Annotated in this window: 17 protein-coding genes; 6 read left to right on the top strand and 11 right to left on the bottom strand. The window is 64.1% G+C overall.

Annotated features, from left to right (window positions below):
* Positions 1-61: 61 nt before the first annotated feature.
* A complete protein-coding gene (gene hemA / locus ACBR42_RS00540; protein ID WP_102324846.1) occupies positions 62-1,327 on the bottom strand; it encodes a 5-aminolevulinate synthase in 1,266 nt (421 codons plus the stop codon).
* A 200-nt stretch (positions 1,328-1,527) separates the two neighbouring features.
* On the bottom strand, positions 1,528-1,992 hold the full coding sequence (locus ACBR42_RS00535; RefSeq protein ID WP_102324689.1) for a hypothetical protein: 465 nt from the start codon (positions 1,990-1,992) through the stop codon (positions 1,528-1,530).
* Between the two features lie 134 nt (positions 1,993-2,126).
* Between ACBR42_RS00535 and ACBR42_RS00530 the strand changes: the two genes are divergently transcribed.
* The 3 genes from ACBR42_RS00530 to ACBR42_RS00520 are packed head-to-tail and all read left to right on the top strand — an operon-like array spanning position 2,127 to position 6,314.
* A complete protein-coding gene (locus ACBR42_RS00530; protein WP_371207038.1) occupies positions 2,127-4,037 on the top strand; it encodes a transketolase-like TK C-terminal-containing protein in 1,911 nt (636 codons plus the stop codon).
* A 31-nt stretch (positions 4,038-4,068) separates the two neighbouring features.
* Positions 4,069-5,091 (top strand): type I glyceraldehyde-3-phosphate dehydrogenase, encoded by a 1,023-nt coding sequence (gap, locus tag ACBR42_RS00525; protein WP_102324691.1) that lies wholly within the window; start codon positions 4,069-4,071, stop codon positions 5,089-5,091.
* Positions 5,091-6,314 carry a phosphoglycerate kinase gene (locus tag ACBR42_RS00520; protein WP_371207037.1) on the top strand — a complete coding sequence of 408 codons (1,224 nt, stop codon included), beginning with the start codon at positions 5,091-5,093 and terminating at the stop codon, positions 6,312-6,314. Before gap ends, ACBR42_RS00520 begins: the two co-directional genes overlap by 1 nt.
* A 58-nt stretch (positions 6,315-6,372) precedes the next feature.
* Here the strand turns inward: ACBR42_RS00520 and ACBR42_RS00515 are convergent, their stop codons facing one another.
* From ACBR42_RS00515 to ACBR42_RS00495, 5 genes are all read right to left on the bottom strand, one after another.
* Positions 6,373-6,999: a LysE family translocator gene (locus ACBR42_RS00515; protein WP_118962489.1), complete on the bottom strand. Its 627-nt coding sequence runs from the start codon at positions 6,997-6,999 to the stop codon at positions 6,373-6,375.
* 122 nt (positions 7,000-7,121) lie between these two features.
* A complete protein-coding gene (gene ftsY, locus ACBR42_RS00510) occupies positions 7,122-8,132 on the bottom strand; it encodes a signal recognition particle-docking protein FtsY (RefSeq protein WP_371207033.1) in 1,011 nt (336 codons plus the stop codon).
* 1 nt (position 8,133) lies between these two features.
* Positions 8,134-9,381 (bottom strand): tRNA (N(6)-L-threonylcarbamoyladenosine(37)-C(2))-methylthiotransferase MtaB, encoded by a 1,248-nt coding sequence (mtaB, locus tag ACBR42_RS00505; RefSeq protein WP_110546930.1) that lies wholly within the window; start codon positions 9,379-9,381, stop codon positions 8,134-8,136.
* A complete protein-coding gene (gene dapF / locus ACBR42_RS00500) occupies positions 9,378-10,202 on the bottom strand; it encodes a diaminopimelate epimerase (RefSeq protein WP_371207032.1) in 825 nt (274 codons plus the stop codon). The genes mtaB and dapF overlap by 4 nt, the downstream gene beginning before the upstream one ends.
* Before the next feature lie 73 nt (positions 10,203-10,275).
* On the bottom strand, positions 10,276-10,677 hold the full coding sequence (locus ACBR42_RS00495) for a VOC family protein (RefSeq protein WP_102324847.1): 402 nt from the start codon (positions 10,675-10,677) through the stop codon (positions 10,276-10,278).
* Between the two features lie 90 nt (positions 10,678-10,767).
* Here ACBR42_RS00495 and ACBR42_RS00490 point away from each other — a divergent pair, with 90 nt between their 5' ends.
* The 3 genes from ACBR42_RS00490 (at position 10,768) to ACBR42_RS00480 (ending at position 13,894) form a co-directional block, all read left to right on the top strand.
* Positions 10,768-11,412 carry a class I SAM-dependent methyltransferase gene (locus ACBR42_RS00490; RefSeq protein ID WP_132305585.1) on the top strand — a complete coding sequence of 215 codons (645 nt, stop codon included), beginning with the start codon at positions 10,768-10,770 and terminating at the stop codon, positions 11,410-11,412.
* Between the two features lie 164 nt (positions 11,413-11,576).
* Positions 11,577-13,436 carry a hypothetical protein gene (locus tag ACBR42_RS00485; RefSeq protein WP_371207031.1) on the top strand — a complete coding sequence of 620 codons (1,860 nt, stop codon included), beginning with the start codon at positions 11,577-11,579 and terminating at the stop codon, positions 13,434-13,436.
* A gap of 137 nt (positions 13,437-13,573) precedes the next feature.
* Entirely contained in the window at positions 13,574-13,894 is a 321-nt protein-coding gene (locus ACBR42_RS00480; protein WP_110546983.1) for a hypothetical protein, read from the top strand.
* A 30-nt stretch (positions 13,895-13,924) separates the two neighbouring features.
* Here the strand turns inward: ACBR42_RS00480 and ACBR42_RS00475 are convergent, their stop codons facing one another.
* From ACBR42_RS00475 to gcvP, 4 genes are all read right to left on the bottom strand, one after another.
* Positions 13,925-14,671 carry an ABC transporter ATP-binding protein gene (locus ACBR42_RS00475; RefSeq protein WP_371207030.1) on the bottom strand — a complete coding sequence of 249 codons (747 nt, stop codon included), beginning with the start codon at positions 14,669-14,671 and terminating at the stop codon, positions 13,925-13,927.
* Positions 14,668-15,684 carry a FecCD family ABC transporter permease gene (locus ACBR42_RS00470; protein ID WP_371207029.1) on the bottom strand — a complete coding sequence of 339 codons (1,017 nt, stop codon included), beginning with the start codon at positions 15,682-15,684 and terminating at the stop codon, positions 14,668-14,670. The genes ACBR42_RS00475 and ACBR42_RS00470 overlap by 4 nt, the downstream gene beginning before the upstream one ends.
* An 8-nt stretch (positions 15,685-15,692) precedes the next feature.
* Positions 15,693-16,745 carry an ABC transporter substrate-binding protein gene (locus ACBR42_RS00465; RefSeq protein ID WP_371207028.1) on the bottom strand — a complete coding sequence of 351 codons (1,053 nt, stop codon included), beginning with the start codon at positions 16,743-16,745 and terminating at the stop codon, positions 15,693-15,695.
* A gap of 73 nt (positions 16,746-16,818) precedes the next feature.
* Positions 16,819-19,713 (bottom strand): aminomethyl-transferring glycine dehydrogenase, encoded by a 2,895-nt coding sequence (gene gcvP / locus ACBR42_RS00460; protein WP_371207027.1) that lies wholly within the window; start codon positions 19,711-19,713, stop codon positions 16,819-16,821.
* Between the last annotated feature and the right edge of the window lie 22 nt (positions 19,714-19,735).

Below are 19,735 nucleotides of genomic sequence, written 5' to 3'. Positions count from 1 at the left end.
ACACTGCCGATACGAACCCCGGTCACTGCGCTTCACCCTGTCAGGTGAAGCGCAGCGCCGTTCAGGCCATGGCCGGTACGGGCTGTTCCGTCAGGTCATTAAGCCGCAGCAGATGGCTCAGGGCGGTAACCATCTCGTCCATCATCGCATCCGTGTGGAACGGCCCCGGCGTCAGGCGCAGGCGTTCGGTCCCGCGCGGCACGGTGGGATAATTGATGGGTGTTGCGTAGATATTGTAATCGCTCAGCAGCCGGTCGCTCAGTTCGCGGCAACGCTGCGCGTCGCATACGGGGATCGGCACGATATGGCTGGGCGTCATGGTAAAGGGAATGCCCGCCTTGCGCAGCTTGTCGCGGAAGGTGTTCACGCGCTCGAACATGCGTTCACGCCGCCAGCCATCCTTGCGCACCTGCTTCACGCTGGCCAGCGCCGCCGCCACCACGGCAGGCGGCAGGGATGTGGTGAAGATGAAGCCCGAAGCCGAAAGCCGCAGGTATTCCACGATATTGCTGGTCGCGGTGATGTAGCCGCCATGCACGCCAAAACCCTTGGCCAGCGTGCCTTCGATAATATCGACCTGATCGGCCACGCCATCACGCTGCGACACGCCACCGCCCTGTTCGCCATACAGGCCCACGGCATGCACTTCGTCCAGATAGGTCATGGCCCCGTATTTACGGGCCAGCGCGCATGTCCCGGCGATGTCGGAGATGTCGCCATCCATGGAATACACGCTCTCGAACGCGATCAGCTTGGGCGCGTCCTTCGGGGCCGCCGCCAGCTTGGCCTCAAGGTCTGCCAGATCGTTATGTTCGAAAATGACGGTGCTGGACCCGCGCGCGCCCTTGATGCCCGCGATCATGGAGGCATGGTTCAGCCGGTCCGAAAAACATATCCAGCCGGGCATGCTGCTCAGGATGGTCTGGAGCGTGGCCTGATTGGAGACGTAACCGGACACGAACAGAAGCCCGGCTTCCTTGCCATGCAGGTCGGCCAGTTCAGCTTCGATCGCGGTATGCAGCGGACTGGTGCCCGCGATGTTGCGCGTGCCACCGGCACCGGCGCCATGTTCATGGATGGCCTGGATGGCGGCTTCGACCACCACCGGCTCGACCCCCATGCCCAGATAATCGTTGGAAGACCAGACCACCACTTCCCGGTCCCGCGCGCAGGCCGGGGTTGACGGGGTGGCTACGGTTTCCGGCTGGTCATACAGGGGATAGCGTTCGGCCTGACGCGCCAGTGGCGTGAACTGCCGGTATCGACCCTGTGCGCGGATGTCCTCCAGCGCCGTCCGGCAGAACCGGAAGAACGGATGCCCATCCACATGATTACTGGACACTGCTGTTTTTCTCCATGTACACCCCGGATACGCCTGCGGGGCCTTCATTCATTTCGGTCGCCATCCGGATGGCCATACCCGGTGGTTCCATTCCCTTGCGCAGGGCGCGCTATCGGCGGCGGTTAACCGGCGTCAGGGCTGCCTTTATGGCATGACGGAAGCAGGAATTGCAAAACCGCATTGGACTACTGCACGTAAATGCAGATCTGGGTTGCGCCTGTGGGGGAGACACTGCGCGCGTCCAGTTCCGTCTGCGCGCTGCCAGCACCCGCATCCATGACCGCCTGCAGCACGGGCTGTCCGTCAGCGACTGTCCCCTGCCGCATGTCCGGCGGAGCGCCCGCGGCATTGGCGGGCACATCGACCACGACCGTAAACAGGGCATTGGGCTTGCGTGACAGCGCATCCATCACCGCAGCCCTGACAATGGGCTTCCACTGCGTATCGGGCGTGCCCGCCGTGATCGTGACCAGCGCCGGGCTGTCTGGACCGGGTACGGGTGGCGGTGGCGTCTGGGGCAGTCTGGGCGGGTCCCCGGCATGACGGTCGAACGTTTTCTGGCTGACCAGCGTGCATCCGCCCATCACCGGCACGCACAGGACGGCGAGCAGGATGGCACGGCAGGCAGGGCGGCGGAACGGACGGGTCATGGCCCCTTACCGATACAGTATCCCCCCCGCCGGGCATAGTGGAACAACGCGGCAATGTTGCCGCCGCGCGCGCGCAACGGTAGTCATTGCAGGCGCGCCCCCACCGCCCATGCCGCACATATGGACGACGCCAAATGCCAAAAGACCACGCCACCGCATCCCTGCCCACTGATCTGGCTGCTGCCACCGGCATGCCCGACCGGCTGGCGACGGCCATCCGCCATGCGGTCACCATTCATGAAACCGACCCCCGCTACGCCCCGCAGGCGCGGGTCATGGCCGGTTTCTGCGCCGTGTTATGGAGTCGCTTCCTGCGTTTCGATCCCGCCAGCCCCGAATGGCCGGACCGGGACCGCTTCATCGTTTCATCCCCGCCTTACCGCGTGCTGCCCGGCATCATGGCCGAACTGTCGGGACAGGCGCCCCGCCCGACCGCCCCGAACGCACGGGCCAGTGAACGGCAGGCCTGCGGCCCCAACGGGCAGGGGCTGGGTGCTGCCATCGGCATGGCGCTGGCCGAACAGAAGCTGGCGGCACGTTTTGGCCGGTCGGTCGTCAACCATCGGGTATGGGCCGTTGGCTGCTGGACGGAACTGTCCACCGGCGTAGCGCTGGAAAGTGCCGCACTGGCGGGGCAGCTTGGTCTTGACCGGGTAACGCTGGTAGTCGGGCTGTGGGAAAGCGAACGTCCGCAGGTGGAGGCCATCCTGCCGCGCTACAGCGCATCGGGGTGGTCGGTGCGCAAGGTGGATGCCTGCAACGCCGAACAGATCGCAGCCGCCATCGCATCATCGCAGCGTACCCATAAACCCTGCCTGATCGCATGCGTCGCCACACCTGAACCCGCGTCCTCCCCCGCCGTCATTGATGATCCGGGCCTGTGGGCAGGGGCGGCGCGACGGGGAGCGAGCGCACGGCGGTCATGGCTGCGCAGGCTGCTCAAGGACCGGCAGAAAACCGAATTCGAACGCATGGCGCACAACCAGCGCCCCGCCTTCTGGCAGCAGGACTGGCAGCGTTCATGGCGTGACGGAAGCGGAACAGGCCGCCCCGCACCACCCGTTGCCGCCCGGCGCGGGCTCGAGACACTGCATGAACTGCTGCCCGAACTGACCTGCCTGCGTTCACGGCAGGGCATCATGGCCGATCTGTCCGTCCGCCGCGCCGGGGCCGAAGCGGACCAGTCATGCGGCACGCAGGTCAATGGCATGGCGGCACTGCTCAATGGCATCGCCATGCATGGCGGGCTGCTGGCCTGCGGGGCTTCGACCATCATCGCCGTGGACCGCATGCGCCCCGCCCTGCGCTACGCCGCAATGACGGACCAGCAGGTCATCTACCTGCTGACCGACGACGACCTGCACCGGGGCGAAAGCGCGGGCGGCTGGCAGCCCGTGGAACAGCTTGCCAGCCTGCGCGCCATGCCCAACATGATGGTCTTCCGCCCCGCCGATCACCGGGAGACCATGGAATGCATGGAACTGGCCTTACGCCGCACGAACGGGCCGAGCCTGCTGACACTGGAATCCGCCATTTCATGCTCCGCACATGAACGTGAACAGTATGGACTGACCAATCTGTGCGCCCGTGGGGGTTATGTTGTGGCCGAAGCCGAACATGCCCGTCAGGTCACGCTGGTCGCCACCGGGCATGAGGTGATCCTGGCGCTGAAGGCGCGCAGACTGCTGAAGGAGGCGGGGATGGAGGCAGCCGTGGTGTCGCTTCCGTGCTGGGAACTGTTCGCCGCCCAAAAAATGACGTATCGTAATGCGGTGCTGGGGACAGCACCCCGGATCGGGATAGAGGCCGCTTCGGGTTTTGGATGGGAACGATGGCTTGGCCCCGACGGGCTGTTCGTCGGTATTGACGGGTTCGGGGCCACCCCAGCCCCCGACCGGCCGGACAGCGCGGCGGACATCACGCCCGAACGGATCTGCCGCGACGCCATGCGGCTGGTGCGCCGCCTGTCCGAAGCCACGATGCAGACCGCGGGAGGAAACGGCGCGGCCCCGCCCGGAATGGCATCGGTCGATGCCTGTGTGTGAAATGTCTGACCTTTACGGAGAAAATAAGAAAATGGCTGTCAAAGTCGCAATAAACGGTTTCGGTCGCATCGGTCGCCTCGTGCTGCGCGGCATTATTGAAAGCGGCCGCACCGATGTGGTGCCTGTCGCCATCAATGACCTGGGCAGCGTGGCAGACAACGCACACCTGCTGTCCTATGACAGCGTGCACGGCCGCTTCCCCGCCGATGTGAAGGTGGAGGGCGACAAGATCCTCATCACCGCCAATGGCCGCACCTATGCCCCGATCACCGTCTCGGCCGAGGCCGACCCCATCCGGGTTCCCTTCCAGGGGGTGGACGTGGCGCTGGAATGCACCGGCCGCTTCACCGACAAGGAAAAGGCCGCGCAGCTCATTACCGCCGGCGCGCGCAAGGTGATCGTCTCCGCCCCTGCTTCGGGCGTGGATGCGACCATCGTTTATGGCGTGAACCAGGATGTCCTGACACCGGACATGACGGTTATCTCCAACGCATCATGCACCACCAACTGCCTTGCCCCCGTGGCGAAGGTGCTGGACGATACGTTCGGCATCGAATGCGGCTACATGGTCACCATTCATTCCTACACCGGCGACCAGCGCACGGTTGATACCCTGCACAAGGACCTGCGCCGCGCACGCGGGGCGGCGCTGAACATGATCCCGACCTCCACCGGCGCCGCGCGCGCGGTGGGTCTGGTCCTGCCGCACCTGAAGGGCAAGCTTGATGGCACCGCCATCCGCGTTCCCACGCCCAACGTCTCGCTCGTCTCGCTCGACTTCGTGCCGACAAAGGCGCCGGCCTCGGTCGAGGAAGTGAACGAAGCCCTGCGCAAGGCGTCCGAGTCCGGGCCGCTGAAGGGCATCCTGGCCTATAACACCGCGCCGCTGGTCAGCACGGATTTCAACCACTCCCCCGCCTCGTCCACCTTTGACGCGACCCAGACGGCCGTGATCGATGGCGGCAGGCTTGTGCGCATCTGCAGCTGGTATGACAACGAGTGGGGCTTCTCCAACCGCATGGCCGATACGGCTGCCGTATTCGGAGCATTGTAATGGCCACCATCGCCTTCAAGACGCTCGATCACCTTGATGCCGCCGGCAAGAAGGTGCTCCTGCGCGCTGACCTGAATGTTCCCGTGCGGGACAGGCAGATCACCGACGCCACGCGCATCCTGCGCCTGCTGCCCACCATACAGGAACTGGCGCAGAAGGGTGCGAAGGTGATTGTCGTCAGTCACTTCGACCGCCCCAGGGGCCAGCGCGTTCCCGCCCTGTCGCTCGGTCCGATTGCCGATGCGCTGGGCGATGCGCTGGGCCGTCCGGTCACGTTCGTCGATGACTGCATCGGCCCTGCCGCGCAAAAGGCGGTGGACAGCATGCAGAACGGCGATGTGGTGGTTCTGGAAAACACCCGCTTCTATCCGGGTGAGGAACAGAACGACCCCGAACTGGCCAAGGCCTTCGCCGCACTGGCGGACTGTTACGTCAACGATGCGTTTTCCGCGGCACACCGCGCCCATGCCTCGACCGAAGGGGTGGCCCGGCTTCTGCCCTCCTTCGCCGGACGGCTTATGGAGACGGAACTCAACGCGCTGAACATCGCGCTGGAAAACCCCGAGCGCCCCGTTGGCGCAATCGTGGGTGGTTCCAAGATCTCCACCAAGCTAGACCTGATCGGCAACCTGCTTGAAAAGGTGGACATGCTGATTATCGGTGGTGCAATGGCCAATACGTTCCTGGCCGCGCAGGGCGTTGATGTGGGGCGTTCGCTGCAGGAAGCGGACATGCACGACACCGCGCGCGCGATCATGGCCAAGGCCCATGACAGGGGATGCGAGATCGTCCTGCCGGTCGATGCGGTGACCGCAACCGACTTTCAGGCCGATGTTCCCACCCGGATCGTGCCGGTCAGCGCCATCCCTACCGATGCGATGATGCTGGACGTGGGACCGGAGACGGTGAAGCTGATCTGCACGAAAATCGCGACGCTGAAGACGCTGGTCTGGAACGGCCCGCTGGGCGCGTTCGAGATCACGCCCTTCGATGCCGCGACCAATGCGGTTGCGCGCGAAGTGGCCAGACTGACCGATGCGGGCGTTCTGAAAAGCGTGGCCGGTGGTGGCGATACGGTCTCCGCCCTGCGTCATGCGGGGGTGGAGGGGCATATCTCCTACATCTCCAGCGCAGGCGGGGCCTTCCTTGAATGGCTGGAAGGCAAGACGCTGCCCGGTATCATGGCGCTGGAAAACATTTTCGAGCGTGCGCTGCCGATCTGATCTCGCGCCAGCGTTTCAATAAAAAAGGGACCATCGCAAGGTGGTCCCTTTTCTGTTTTCAGCTTCTGGAAAAGCCCAGCCGGAGACCGAAGCCGATAAACACGCAGCCTGTGAGACGGTCCATGAACCGGGCCGCCGCCTCCCGCCGCAGCAGGCGGGCAAGCGAATGCCCCATGAAGGCCACGGAAATGAGCCACGTAAAACTCAGCACCGACTGCAACCCCGACAGCATGAAAAGATAGGGACCGACCTGCACATTGCCCGGCACGAACTGTGGCAGGAAGGAGATATAGAATACGCCGATCTTCGGGTTGAGAAGGTTCTGGAACAGCCCCTTCAGAAAATATCCCCGATGGGGGACGGCGTCCTGTTCCCCTGCGGGCGCGAGCACTTCACCGCGCGGGCGCAGAAGCATTTTCACCCCCGCCCATAACAGGTAAACCGCACCGACAACGCGGATTACGTCAAAGGCGAAACGTGATGCCTGCAACAGCGCGCCCAGCCCCGTGGCGGCGGCCAGTCCCCATGCCAGACAGCCACAGGTAATGCCCAGCGCGGCTTCAATCGCCCGCTCCCGTCCTGCCCCCGTTGCCGTGCGCAGGACAAGCGCCGTGTCCAGACCCGGCGTTATGACCAGAATGACGGCCGCCAGCGCGAATGATAGAAGGGACTGCGATATGGTCACTGCTTTTTCCTGTCAGCGGGCACGGACCGCGCACCGGGTTAAATAAAGCAAAATCCCCTGCCTTCCTGCGCGCCTGAAGGCTTTGCACCCGCCCCTGCGGCGACAGGATGCGGACGGAAGGGTCAGCCCGGCTGCGCGCCGTGATCTTCAGGCGTGGGGGACGCCGTATTTTCAGCCCCCTCCGCCAGAGCATCCTCACGCTCGATCACCTTGATGGAGTCACCGACCAGCCCGTGGGCGAAAGCCTCCGCCGAGAAGGGACGCAGGTCCTCCACCTGTTCTCCCACCCCGACCAGATGGACCGGCAGGCCGAATGCATCAGCCAGCGCCACCACAATGCCGCCACGGGCCGAACCATCAAGCTTGGTCACGACCAGCCCGGTCACATTGACCAGTTCCTTGAACACCCGCACCTGCTCCACCGCGTTCTGACCGGTGGTGGCATCCAGCACCAGCAGCACGGAATGGGGCGCCGTTTCGTCAAACTTGCGCATGACGCGGATGATCTTGGCCAGTTCCTCCATCAGCGCGCTTTTATTGTGCAGGCGCCCGGCGGTATCGACCAGAAGCAGATCGGCCTTTTCTGCCGTGGCGCGCTTGAGGGCCTCGAACGCCAGTCCCGCCGCATCGGCATTGGGCTTGCCCGCAATGACGGGCGCACCCGTGCGTTCACCCCATACCTGCAACTGCTCGACCGCGGCGGCGCGGAAGGTATCGCCCGCGACCATCATCACCTTCTTGCCCTGCTCGCCATAGAAGCGGGCCATCTTGCCGATGGTGGTGGTCTTGCCCGTGCCGTTCACGCCCACCACCAGCACAACATGCGGCTTGCGTTCGGGATCGGGTTCAAACGGGATGGCTACGGGTTGCAGGATCTGGGCGATCTCATCGGCCAGCGCCTCGCGCACTTCCTCATCCGTCACTTCCTTGCCGAATTTGGAGCGGCGGAAGGACTCAATCACCTTTTCCGCGACGCTGGGACCAAGATCGGCGGAAATCAGCAGGTCCTCAAGTTCCTCCAGCGCCTGATCGTCAAGCTTGCGCCGGGTGAAGACGGAGGCGATGCCACCGCTGAGTTTCTGTGTGGAGCGCGACAGCCCCGCCTTGAGACGTGAAAAGAAGCCAAGAGCCATATCAGAGAATTTCCGCAACCAGTCCGTTATCGTCAACCGCCACCGGGCGCACCGTCTCGATCCGCCCGGCTGCGGATACCGCGCCGTCCGCCAGCCTTACCGGGGCAAATTCCTCGGAATGTCCAGCCGTGTCCGTTTCCATCAGAACGCGCAGCGTGCGCCCGATCAGGCGGGTATGAAAATCATGGGCGGCCTGCGCCCCCGCATCACGCAGGCGGGCCGCGCGCGCCTTGCGTTCGCTTACCGCTATGGCGGGCATGCGGGCCGCCGGCGTGCCCGGTCGCTCACTATAGGGGAAGACATGCAGGTAAGGCAGCGCGTTATCGCGCACAAAATCGAGTGTCTGGCCAAACAGGTCCTCATCCTCGGTCGGGAAACCGGCGATGATGTCCGCCCCGATGCCGATATCGGGCCGCAACTGCCGCGCGCGCGCCACGACTGCGGCCACATCCGCCGTAAGATGGCGGCGCTTCATGCGCTTGAGGATGATGTCACACCCCGCCTGCAGCGAAAGGTGCAGATAGGGCATGAAACGCGGCTCGTTTTCCAGAAGCTTCCAGATATCCTCGTCAATCTCGACCGGATCAACCGATGACAGCCGCAGCCGTTCCAGTTCGGGCACCAGCGCCAGCAGCCTGCGGCACAACTGCCCCAGCATCGGCCGCCCCGGCAGATCCCCACCCCAGGATGTGATGTCCACACCCGTCAGCACCACTTCCCGATAACCGGCCTGTACCAGCGTGCGCACCTGTTCCACCACCACACCAACGGGAACGGAGCGTGACGGCCCGCGACCGAAGGGAATGATGCAGAAGGTGCAGCGGTGGTCACAGCCCTGCTGCACTTCCACAAACGCGCGGGTGCGGCCCGCGAATTCGGTCACGAGATGGGGGGCCGTTTCGCGTGCGGCCATGATGTCGGACACGGCATTGCCCTGCCCCAGCGCCAGTTCGCTCCAGCTTGCGGCATCCAGCTTTTCGCGGTTGCCCAGCACGCGCGTCACGCCGGGCAGTGCGGCCCAGCGGTCCGGGTCGATCTGGGCGGCACAGCCGGTGACCACGATGCGCGCATCGGGCCGCTCGCGGTGGGCGCGGCGCACGGCCTGCCGGGCCTGACGCTCGGCCTCGCCCGTGACCGCGCAGGTGTTGACGATCACCACATTATCCAGCCCGGCGGCGTGCGCGCGCATCACCTCGCTCTCATAGGTATTGAGGCGGCAGCCGAAGGTCAGGATGTCCGGCTTCTTCATCGGGGATAATCTTCCGGGCTGAACGTGCCTTGGAAACTGGTCGTGGCGGGGCCTGTCATCAGCACATGGCCGTCGCTTTCACGCCATGTGATGCACAGTTCCCCGCCATCCATCGTAACGGTGCAGGTACGCTCCACCAGACCGCGCCGCACGGCGTTGACCACGGCGGCGCACGCGCCCGAACCGCAGGCCAGCGTCAGTCCGCTGCCACGTTCCCATACCCGCAGGCGCATCGCATCGCGTGACGTGACATGGGCGAAACCGATATTGGCGCGTTCGGGAAACAGGGCATGATGTTCCAGTCCCGGCCCGGCCACGGACGGGTCCACGCTGTCCGGGGCGGGCAGGAAGAACGTCGCATGCGGATTACCCATGGAAACCGCAGCAGGGTCCCCTGCGATGGGCAGGTGCAGCGTATCGCGTTCTTCCGCCAGCGGCACATCAGTCCAGCCCATCGCGGGCGCACCCATATCCACCGTAACCAGACCGGGACGCACGACCGTTGCATGCAGTACGCCCGCACGGGTCTGCAGGCCGACATGCTCCTGTCCCGTCTCGCGCGCCAGCAGGTCGGCCACGCAACGCGACGCATTGCCGCACGCCCCGGATTCCGATCCATCGGCGTTGAAGAAGCGCACGAACACATCCGCCCCTTCCGCGCAGGCGGGGCGCAATGTCACGAACTGGTCGCACCCTATGCCCTGATGGCGATCGCACAGGGCGGCAATCCGGGCGGGTGTCAGGTCATGGCGGTGGACGCGTTCATCCACCACCACGAAATCATTACCCAGCCCGTGCATCTTGAGAAAACCGGTCATCATCCGTCCTGTATAGCGCCCACCCGCCCCCGTTGGCGAGCGGGATGGCACCACGGGCGCGCGCTTGCAAGCCCGATCAGAGAAAACGCCCCGGCGCGCCGCGCTGCAACACTTCGATCCGGTAGCCATCGGGATCGGTAATGAAGAAGAACCGCCCCACAAACCGCGCGCCGCACGACATGTCCTTTACCGCAAGCGGTGACAGGCCAGCCGCCGCCAGCCGGGCATGTTCCGCATCCACATCCGCCACCGACACGGCCAGATGGCCATAACCGTCGCCAAGGTCGTACGGCGTGGTCCGGTCATGGTTTACGGTCAGTTCCAGCTCGAATGTCTGTTCGGCATTGGACAGGTAGATAAGGGTAAAGCTGTCGAAAACAAGCCGGTCGGCTACCTTCAGGCCAAAGGCCGTGTCATAGAAACGCACGCTCGCGGCTTCATCACGCACGCGGATCATGGAATGGATCATACGGGCCATTATGCTTTTCTCCTGTTCCATGCGGCGCGGGGCATGATACGCCCGGCCACCGCATAGGGCATTGTTGCTTCCATACTGTCTGGCATATTCATGAACGACCTGCACGGGTTCCACCCGCAATCCTTTACCGCTGCATCGGCTGAGTCCGACACGGTCTTCTATTCCCGCCGCCCCGCCGGTCCCATGCTGGACGCGGGCGCGCAGACGGCCATCACGGCGCTGTACCGCACCCTTCTGCCCGAAGACGGCAACATCCTTGACCTTATGGCCGGTCCCGACAGCCACCTGCCCACGGACATGGAATTCGACAGCGTGATCGGCATCGGCGTCAACGCGCAGGCGCTGGACAGCAATTCACGGCTGACCGACCGCGTGGTCAGCGACATCAACGAAACCCCCGACCTGCCCCTGGCCGATGAAAGCATGGACGCCGTCCTGCTGTGCGATGTGGTGCCTTACCTGCGCCAGCCGGTACAGGTCTTTCGTGAAGCCGCGCGCGTGCTGCAACCCGGTGGCCTGATCGTCATTACCTTCGGTACGCGTCTGATTCCGCAGAAGGCAACCGCCCTGTGGCAGGCGCTGGATGAAGGGGACCGCCGCCGCATGCTGACCGTCCTGCTCCAGCGCGCCGGATTCGGCCCGGTGGACAATGGCAACGTCACCCCCGCGCCCGAAGACATGTTCTGGCACGACGCCGTCCATGCCATGACCGCGCGTCGTCCTGACGTTGTGTAACATTACGTAAATAATGCCGTAGCAGACTGCCGCGTGCAGGGTGACCAAAACAGCACAGGCGATAAAATCCGTGTATATTAAAAGAAATTATCATTTACCTATGGAATGGGAAATGTTTTGACATAAAATAGAAGAACACCTGTTTGGGGGCCTCCTGACACTAAATGCGGATTCCGTTTTTTTCTACGAACCGGCATGGCCGTTTTGCCGGCATGCTGATGCTGTGTTCAGCACTGGGGCCCATTCCGCTGGCATGGGGTGATGAAGACCCCGAATCGCTGGATATCATGGAACGCCAGATGGAGCATCTGCAGCAGCAGCAGATGTCGCTCCAGAATGAACTCATGGCCATGCGCCAGCAGATCGCCCAGCATCGCGCCCATCTGGGCGGCACGTCGGGGGGAAGCGGCACGCATCCGCTACAGGTAACGGCGTCAGGTGGTCATGTCCACGGCGGCTGGACACCGGTTGAAGGGCGCGGCGCGGCAGCCCATGCCAACGGGGGCGAGCCGGTCGGTCGTCCCTATATCGGCGGGCATTCCGACCCGATGCCGATGCTTGATGACAAGCCGACATATGAATCCGTCGTGGCCCACCGCGAGGAAGACCTGATCGCCCACATGGCCAACAACAATGTCGGCCCTCACAACCGCGAAACGGTGGGCGCGCAGTCCGCAGGCGCGCTGGGTAGCAAGGTGTTCCACCTCGGTCCGGTTTCCATCATCCTCGGCGGTTTCTTCGATGCTGCGGCGCTGGTGGAAAACCGGCAGGTTTCATCAGGCATCTTCAACTACTGGAATGCCATTCCCTTCCGCAACAGCTCGAATTACCACACCACCAATTTCAATGGCGATGCGCGGTATTCGCGCTTCTCGCTCATGGCGCGGGGACAGCTTAACCCGCACCTGACGGTGGCGGGCTTCGTGGAAACGGATTTTGGCGCCAGCGCCGAAACCACCAATCCGTATGAAAGCAATTCCTACGTGCCACGCCTGCGGCAGGCTTACCTGACGCTGGACGATTCACGCGCCAACATGCACTTCCTGATCGGTCAGGCATGGACCATGCTGACACCAGACCGCGTGGGCATCGTCCCCCGACAGGAAAGCCTGCCCGAAACGATCGAATCCTCCATTCTCGCGGGGCAGACATGGTCGCGGCAGTGGCAGGTGCGCGCGGTCAAGGATTTCATGCAGCATCGCCTGTGGGCGGGCATCTCGATCGAAAACCCGGCGACGATCTACGATACGACCGGATTTTCCGCCGCGGATGACAATGGGGAATACACCCTTGCCAACGGTGGCTACGCCAAGGTCGGCTCCAATGGCGTGGGGCTGAGCAGCGCGACCACCAACTACTCCAACGAAATCGCGCCCGACGTGATCGGCAAGCTGGCATGGGACCCGAAATGGGGCCATTACGAAGTCGAGGGCGTCGTCCACTTCCCGCATGACCGCTCCGTCATCAATGGCGTGGGCGAGAACCATACCGCCATTGCGTGGGGCGCGGGTGGATCAATGATCCTGCCGGTCATCCCGCACCGGCTGGAAGTGCGGCTGACGGGGCTGGCGGGCCGGGGTATCGGCCGTTATGGCTCCGTTCTGCTGCCGGACGCCACATTGCAGCCCAATGGCGCGCCCGCCCTGCTGTCAAGCGCCCAGACCACGGCTGGCGTTATCGCGCACCCGAACAAGCTGATTGATGTTTACGGGTATTTCGGCATGCAGCGTTCGGGCCGCAGCTACTTTGATGAAGGCGGACAGGCTTATGGTTATGGCAACCCCATGTCGTCCAACATGGGCTGCTGGACCGAAGGCTCGACCGACTGTACCGCCAACATCCGCTCGGTGGAGGAGTTCACCATCGGTGCGTGGTACCGCTTCATCCATGGCCAGTATGGCACCGTGCAGGCAGGGACCCAGCTTGCCTATTCCCGCGTCAATACATGGGCGGGCATGGGGGGCGCGCCCACCACGAGCCTGAGCGAGATCTTCTTCGATTTCCGTTACCTTCCCTTCCAGTAATCCCGGCCCGCGCACCGGATATTGCGCCCCGCAGGGAAAAGGAGGATGGTGGGCCGCGATTGGGAATGATGGAGAGGTCGGCGCTTATGTCAGTCAGGTTACGTCACGTGATGCTGTCCGCGTGGCTTTGCGCCGCTATGGTACCAGGTGTAGCGCGGGCTGATGCCGGCCATGCCGATGCCGGTAACGAAGACCCCGGCGAGGCCTCGCAGCGCCAGTCAACCATGCACCAGCTTTCCAAACGCCCGCCGCTGCCGCGTCTGCATATGGATTACGGACAGTACCGCTATATTCCCAAGGGCGACGTCATCAAGGAACAGCCGGACCTGAACCGCCTGCTGTTCTGGACCAAATCCGGCGAACCGGACGGCTATGCCGAAAAACGCGGTAACGCCGTGCTGTATTACGACCGCACGGGCAAGGCCGTGCGGGTGGATATGAACCCGTCCAGCCGGTAAGGGGCGCTTTCCCAAAAGCAGAATCAGGGATTAAATCGCCGTCTGGCCGTGGGGCGCGTAAAGCCTGTCCACCATGTCGGCGCATAATACCGTTTCTGCCGGGCCATCGCCCACAATCCGGCCATCGCGCAGCAGCACGGCGCGGTCAAATACCCGTGCCGCCTGAAACGGGTCATGTGTTGTCGCCACCACGGCATGGCCCTGTTCCGCCAGCCTGCGCAGCAGAGCGTACAGGCGCTGTTTCTGCCCATGGTCCAGCCCGGTTTCCGGTTCATCCAGAATAAGGGTCCGCGCCCCCTGCGCCAGCGCACGCGCCAGCAGCACGGCCTGCCGTTCCCCGCCTGACAGATCGGTATAGGGCCGCCCGGCCAGCCGGGTTATGGCCAGTTCCGCCATGGCATGTTCGACCGCACTGCAATCTGTCGCCCGCAGCGATGGGGCAAACGGTGTTTCCGCCAGTCGGCCCATGCCGACAATATCACGCACGGTATAAGGAAAAAGCGGCACATGCCCCTGCGGCACATAGGCGATGCGCCGCGCGACCTCGCGCCGTGACCAGTCGGCCATGGGCCGTCCATCCAGCCAGACCTGCCCCGTGTCGGGCTGCACAAGGCCCAGCATCAGGCGTAGCAGCGTGGTCTTGCCGGCACCGTTCGGCCCCAGCAGCGCGGTCAGTTCACCCGCATGGATTGCAAAGGACAGGTCATGCAGCACCGTACGCCTGCCATGGCGGAACCTCACATGATCCAGACGCAGCACAGGCGTATCAATCTTCATGCCCGCCATCCACGCCGCAGCAGCGGCAGGACCGATACGAACACCACAACCCCCAGCAGATCGGCAATCAGGCCCACTGGTATTTCCTCCGCCGACAGGCTGCGCGCCAGATCATCGCATACCAGAAGGAAGATCGCCCCGATACACGCACTGACCGGCAGTACGCGCATATTGCATGGCCCCACCAGCAGCCGCGCCACATGCGGCACCACCAGCCCCACCCAGCCGATCATGCCCGCGACCGACACCGTCAGCGCCGCCAGCACCGTAGCCCCGCCGATCACCCCGTAACGCAGCGCCATGACGGGAATGCCAAGGGTACGGGCCTCCTCGTCCCCCATGGCCAGCCCGTCCAGCATCCGCCCGCAGGCCGACAGCAGCATGGTCCCCGCCAGCACCGGCAGCACCAGCACGGACAGCGCGCGCGGCGTCACCTGCGTCAGGCTGCCCAGCAGCCAGAATACGATATCGGGCAACTGGTTCTGCGGGTCCGCCACGTATTTGAGCAATGACAGCAATGCGGTGAACAGCGCCGAACTGATCAGCCCGCCAAAGACCAGCATCAGCATGGAAGCCGCATCGAACATATGCGCAACCCCCACCCCGAACGCCACGGCCGCCAGCCCCCCTACAAAGGACAGGCCCGCCACCCCCGCAGGCCCCGCACCCCATACGATCCCCAGTGCGGCACCGGTTCCGGACCCCGCCAGCACGCCCAGCAGACCGGGGGAGACCAGCGGGTTACGGAACACGGCCTGATACGCCGCCCCCGCCACCGACAGCGCCGCGCCCACACAGATCGCCCCCCCGATACGGGGCAGGCGCGCGCCGAACAGGATGGTATGCACCATGTCCGCATCCGGTGGCGGCGGGCCGGGATTCATGCCTGCCGCCGCAAGCATCGCGTGCAGCACCTGCCCCGCGTGCAGCGGAAAACGCCCCACGCAGGCTGATACCATCGCCACCACGATCAATCCCGCAAAACACAGGCATCCGACCACTGACGCACGCATGCGCAGGATCACCGGCTCCCGTCCGGGGCTGCCTGCGGGGGCTGGGCTGCGAGAATGCGCGCGGCATCCCCCGCATTCAGGTCGTAATGGAAATAGGTGCGGTAGAAATCACGTGTTACGGCCACCATGTCCACATCCGCGAAACGGTCAGGGTGAAGGGTTCTGGCCGCCCAGCGGATCTGTAGCGGCAGTTCGCTGCCGTAACGGTCCCATGGGAAAACACCCGATGGATTCTGGTAAACCCGTCCGGCCCGGACGGCGGTCATGCGCTGCCACACGCCACCATCGGCATTCTGGTCCAGCGTGCCACTATCGGGGCCAAGAATTATGACATCGGGATTCCATGCCGCCACCTGTTCGGCAGAAACCGGTTTCATGTTCCCGCTGATCCCCGTCGCCGCGTTCACGCCACCGGCAAGGGTAATCCATTCATCCACGATACTGTCCGTCCCATCCACCCGAAGCGGATGCAGCGACTGGATATGCACGACGCGCGGACGCGCCGTAGCGGGCAGGTCCGCAAGCCGGGTGCGGATACTGTCCACCGTATCGTGCATCATGGCACGGTAGGCCGCCGCCGTGGCGCGGGCGGTATCCGTGCCCAGCGCGGTGGCGGTCATATCCACGACACGCAGCAGTCCGTCGCTGTCATGGAAGGATGAGACAAGGACCGGCACCCCCACCGCGCGAAAGGCCGCGATGGTGGCGGAGGCTTCGGGCACGAATACAAGGTCCACCCTGTCACGCAGCAGGGTTTCGGCATTGACCTGTGGGCCGTTGACCGCATGGGCCTGATACAGAACGGGAAAGACCTGATACATCCATGGCCTTGCCTGCGGGCGGTCAACGGTCATGACGATCTGGGGCGCGCCACCCAGCATCAGCACCAGTTCATTATGGGCGAACCACAGATCGGCAATGCGGGCGGGATGATCCGGCACGGATGAGGGCGTGCCCGCCATGTCGGTAATGTCGCGCGCGCTGGCGGCAGGGGCGGCGGCGCCGGTCATCAGGCCCCATGCCAGCGCCCCCATGGCTACACTCCATCTGCCCCAGTTCATGGTAGTCCCCGCTCCGGTCGTGTTGTTATATCCTTGCAGATATATACACGAACCGGAGGGACGCAATCAGTTCCTAGCTGGCATAGGTGCTGATGTCGGGGCATGAACAGACAAGGTTGCGGTCCCCATATGCGTTATCCAGCCGGTTGACGGGCGACCAGTATTTGCTGGCGGCCACAACCGCGCCGGGCAGGCAGGCGGCGGCGCGGTCATATGCCCGCGTCCAGTCGGGATCGGTCAGGTCGCGCACCGTATGCGGGGCGTGCCGCAGGGGGCTCTGCTCCACCGTCAGATCCCCCTTCTCCACCGCGTTGATTTCCGCGCGGATGGCGATCATCGCATCACAGAAACGGTCCAGTTCGGCCCGGCTTTCGGATTCGGTCGGTTCGATCATGAACGTGCCCGCAACCGGAAAGCTGACCGTCGGTGCATGGAAGCCATGGTCGATCAGACGCTTGGCGATATCGTCCACCGTGACCCCGGTCTCGTCCTTGATGGGACGCAGGTCGATGATGCATTCATGCGCAACACGCCCGTTCGCACCCTGATACAGCACCGGATAATGCCCGGACAGGCGGGCCGCGATGTAGTTGGAGTTCAGGATCGCGACCTCGGTAGCCCGCTTCAGCCCCGCATCGCCCATCATGACCATGTACATCCACGAAATGGGCAGCACGTCCGCCGAACCGAACGGCGCGGACGAGATCGCATTCGCCCCGCCCTGCTGCGGCACGCCGGGCAGGTAGGGTGCCAGATGCGCCCCCACCCCGATCGGCCCCATGCCGGGACCACCGCCGCCATGGGGAATGCAGAAAGTCTTGTGCAGGTTGAAATGGCTGACATCGCCACCGTAGCGCCCCGGCTGCGCCAGCCCCACCTGCGCATTCAGGTTCGCGCCATCCACATAGACCTGTCCGCCTGCGGCATGCACCAGATCGCAGATCTCGCGCACGTTTTCCTCAAACACGCCATGGGTGGAAGGATAGGTGATCATGATGGCGGCAAGCTGGTCGGCATGTTTCGCGATCCGGGCTTTCAGATCGTCGATATCAACATTGCCCTGCGCATCACACGCCACCACCACGACCCGCATGCCCGCCATCTGCGCGGAAGCGGGGTTCGTGCCATGGGCGGAAGCCGGGATCAGGCATACGTCACGCCCCATATCCCCCCGCGCGCGATGATAGCCCCGAATGGCCATAAGCCCGGCGAATTCGCCCTGCGCGCCGGAATTGGGCTGGAGGGAGACGGCGTCATACCCGCTGATCTGGCACAGCATGCGCTGCAGGTCCATGAACAGGCGGGCATAGCCGCGCATCTGGTCAGCGGGCGCGAAGGGATGGATGTTGCAGAATTCCGGCCATGTGATCGGCAGCATTTCCGCCGTGGCGTTCAGCTTCATCGTGCATGACCCCAGCGGGATCATGGAACGGTCCAGCGCAAGGTCACGATCGGCCAGACGGCGCAGGTAGCGCAGCATGTCGGTTTCGGACCGGCAGGCGGAAAAGATCGGCTGCGTCAGCAGGTCGCCCCTGCGCGCAAGCTCCGCCGGGATGGAGGGGGCGATATCGCCAAGGCCGGATTCGATTTCAGAAACCGATACCCCTTCCCCACCGACACTGGCCCAGATGGCGTGCACGGTATCGGGGGTCGATGTCTCGTCAAGGCTTATGCCGATATGCGCATCATCAACACGACGCAGGTTCATGCCCGCATCCAGCGCGCGCGCCATGATCGCATCCGTCTGCGCGCCGGTTTGCAGTGTCAGCGTATCAAAGAACGCCTGCGTGACCACCGTGCCACCCAGCGCCCGCAGCCCTGCCGCAAGGATGGCTGTCAGGCGGTGGATGCGTCCGGCAATCGCCTTCAGCCCCTGCGGTCCATGATACAGCGCGTACATGGACGATACGATGGCGGGCAGCGCCTGCGCGGTGCAGATATTGGATGTCGCCTTTTCCCGGCGGATATGCTGCTCACGCGTCTGCAACGCCAGACGGTATGCCGGTTCCCCGCGCGAATCGATGGACACGCCGACAATACGCCCCGGAATGTTGCGCCGGAACGCATCGCGCACCGCCATATAGGCCGCATGCGGACCGCCAGCCCCCATCGGCATGCCATAACGCTGCATGGACCCCACGGCGATGTCGGCCCCCAGCGCACCGGGGCTTTCCACCAGCAGGAGCGCCAGCGGGTCCGCGCACATGCTGGCAATCGCGCCAGCCGCATGCAGCCCCTCAATCCATGCACGCGGATCACGCAGCGCGCCCGACGTGCCGGGATACTGGAACAGCGCGCCGAATACCGCCTGCGGGTCCAGATCGGTTGCCGGATCGCCCACCACCAGTTCCCAGCCCATCGGCTCGGCACGGGTGCGCAGGACCGCAATAGTCTGCGGATGGCAGTCGGAATCGACAAAAAAGGCCGTGGTTTTGTTTTTCGCCACACGGCGGGCCATGGCCATGGCTTCGGCCGCGGCCGTTCCCTCATCCAGCAGGGACGCATTGGCCACATCCAGCCCGGTCAGTTCCATGACGAGGGTCTGGAAATTGAGCAGTGCTTCAAGCCGCCCCTGGCTGATTTCAGGCTGGTACGGAGTATAGGCCGTGTACCATGCCGGGTTTTCCAGCACGTTGCGCTGGATCACGCCGGGCAGGATCGTATCGTAATATCCCTGCCCGATCAGTGATGTCAGGACGCGGTTTTCACCCGCGATCGCGCGCAGGCGCGCCAGCGCCACATGCTCGGGCACGCCCGCGCCCAGGCCCATCGCACCATCGAGGCGGATGCTGCCCGGCACGGTCTGCGCCATCAGGGCATCAAGCGTGTCGGCTCCCACCACACGCAGCATGCCCGCCACGTCATGTGCATCCGGCCCGACATGGCGGGCGCAGAACGCACCGGCATCATCACCCAGATCGTGCCACAGGGAAGAAGAACCGCAGGAGGAAGACGTCACGGCCAGCATACTCCGTAAGGGTAGGAAAGTG

The sequence above is a fragment of the Komagataeibacter sp. SM21 genome (assembly GCF_041402665.1).
In the GTDB taxonomy this organism is placed as follows: domain Bacteria; phylum Pseudomonadota; class Alphaproteobacteria; order Acetobacterales; family Acetobacteraceae; genus Komagataeibacter; species Komagataeibacter saccharivorans.
This window is presented reverse-complemented; position numbering and strand designations above follow the sequence as displayed.

Coding starts and splice junctions, on each gene's coding strand:
- ACBR42_RS00535 (WP_102324689.1), bottom strand. CDS start 1,992: ATGACCCGTCCGTTCCGCCGCCCTGCCTGCCGTGCCATCCTGCTCGCC.
- ACBR42_RS00490 (WP_132305585.1), top strand. CDS start 10,768: ATGAACGACCTGCACGGGTTCCACCCGCAATCCTTTACCGCTGCATCG.
- ACBR42_RS00485 (WP_371207031.1), top strand. CDS start 11,577: ATGCGGATTCCGTTTTTTTCTACGAACCGGCATGGCCGTTTTGCCGGC.
- ACBR42_RS00475 (WP_371207030.1), bottom strand. CDS start 14,671: ATGAAGATTGATACGCCTGTGCTGCGTCTGGATCATGTGAGGTTCCGC.
- dapF (WP_371207032.1), bottom strand. CDS start 10,202: ATGATGACCGGTTTTCTCAAGATGCACGGGCTGGGTAATGATTTCGTG.
- gcvP (WP_371207027.1), bottom strand. CDS start 19,713: ATGCTGGCCGTGACGTCTTCCTCCTGCGGTTCTTCTTCCCTGTGGCAC.
- ACBR42_RS00520 (WP_371207037.1), top strand. CDS start 5,091: ATGGCCACCATCGCCTTCAAGACGCTCGATCACCTTGATGCCGCCGGC.
- ACBR42_RS00470 (WP_371207029.1), bottom strand. CDS start 15,684: ATGCGTGCGTCAGTGGTCGGATGCCTGTGTTTTGCGGGATTGATCGTG.
- ftsY (WP_371207033.1), bottom strand. CDS start 8,132: ATGGCTCTTGGCTTCTTTTCACGTCTCAAGGCGGGGCTGTCGCGCTCC.
- gap (WP_102324691.1), top strand. CDS start 4,069: ATGGCTGTCAAAGTCGCAATAAACGGTTTCGGTCGCATCGGTCGCCTC.
- ACBR42_RS00465 (WP_371207028.1), bottom strand. CDS start 16,745: ATGAACTGGGGCAGATGGAGTGTAGCCATGGGGGCGCTGGCATGGGGC.
- ACBR42_RS00480 (WP_110546983.1), top strand. CDS start 13,574: ATGGTACCAGGTGTAGCGCGGGCTGATGCCGGCCATGCCGATGCCGGT.
- ACBR42_RS00530 (WP_371207038.1), top strand. CDS start 2,127: ATGCCAAAAGACCACGCCACCGCATCCCTGCCCACTGATCTGGCTGCT.
- ACBR42_RS00495 (WP_102324847.1), bottom strand. CDS start 10,677: ATGGCCCGTATGATCCATTCCATGATCCGCGTGCGTGATGAAGCCGCG.
- mtaB (WP_110546930.1), bottom strand. CDS start 9,381: ATGAAGAAGCCGGACATCCTGACCTTCGGCTGCCGCCTCAATACCTAT.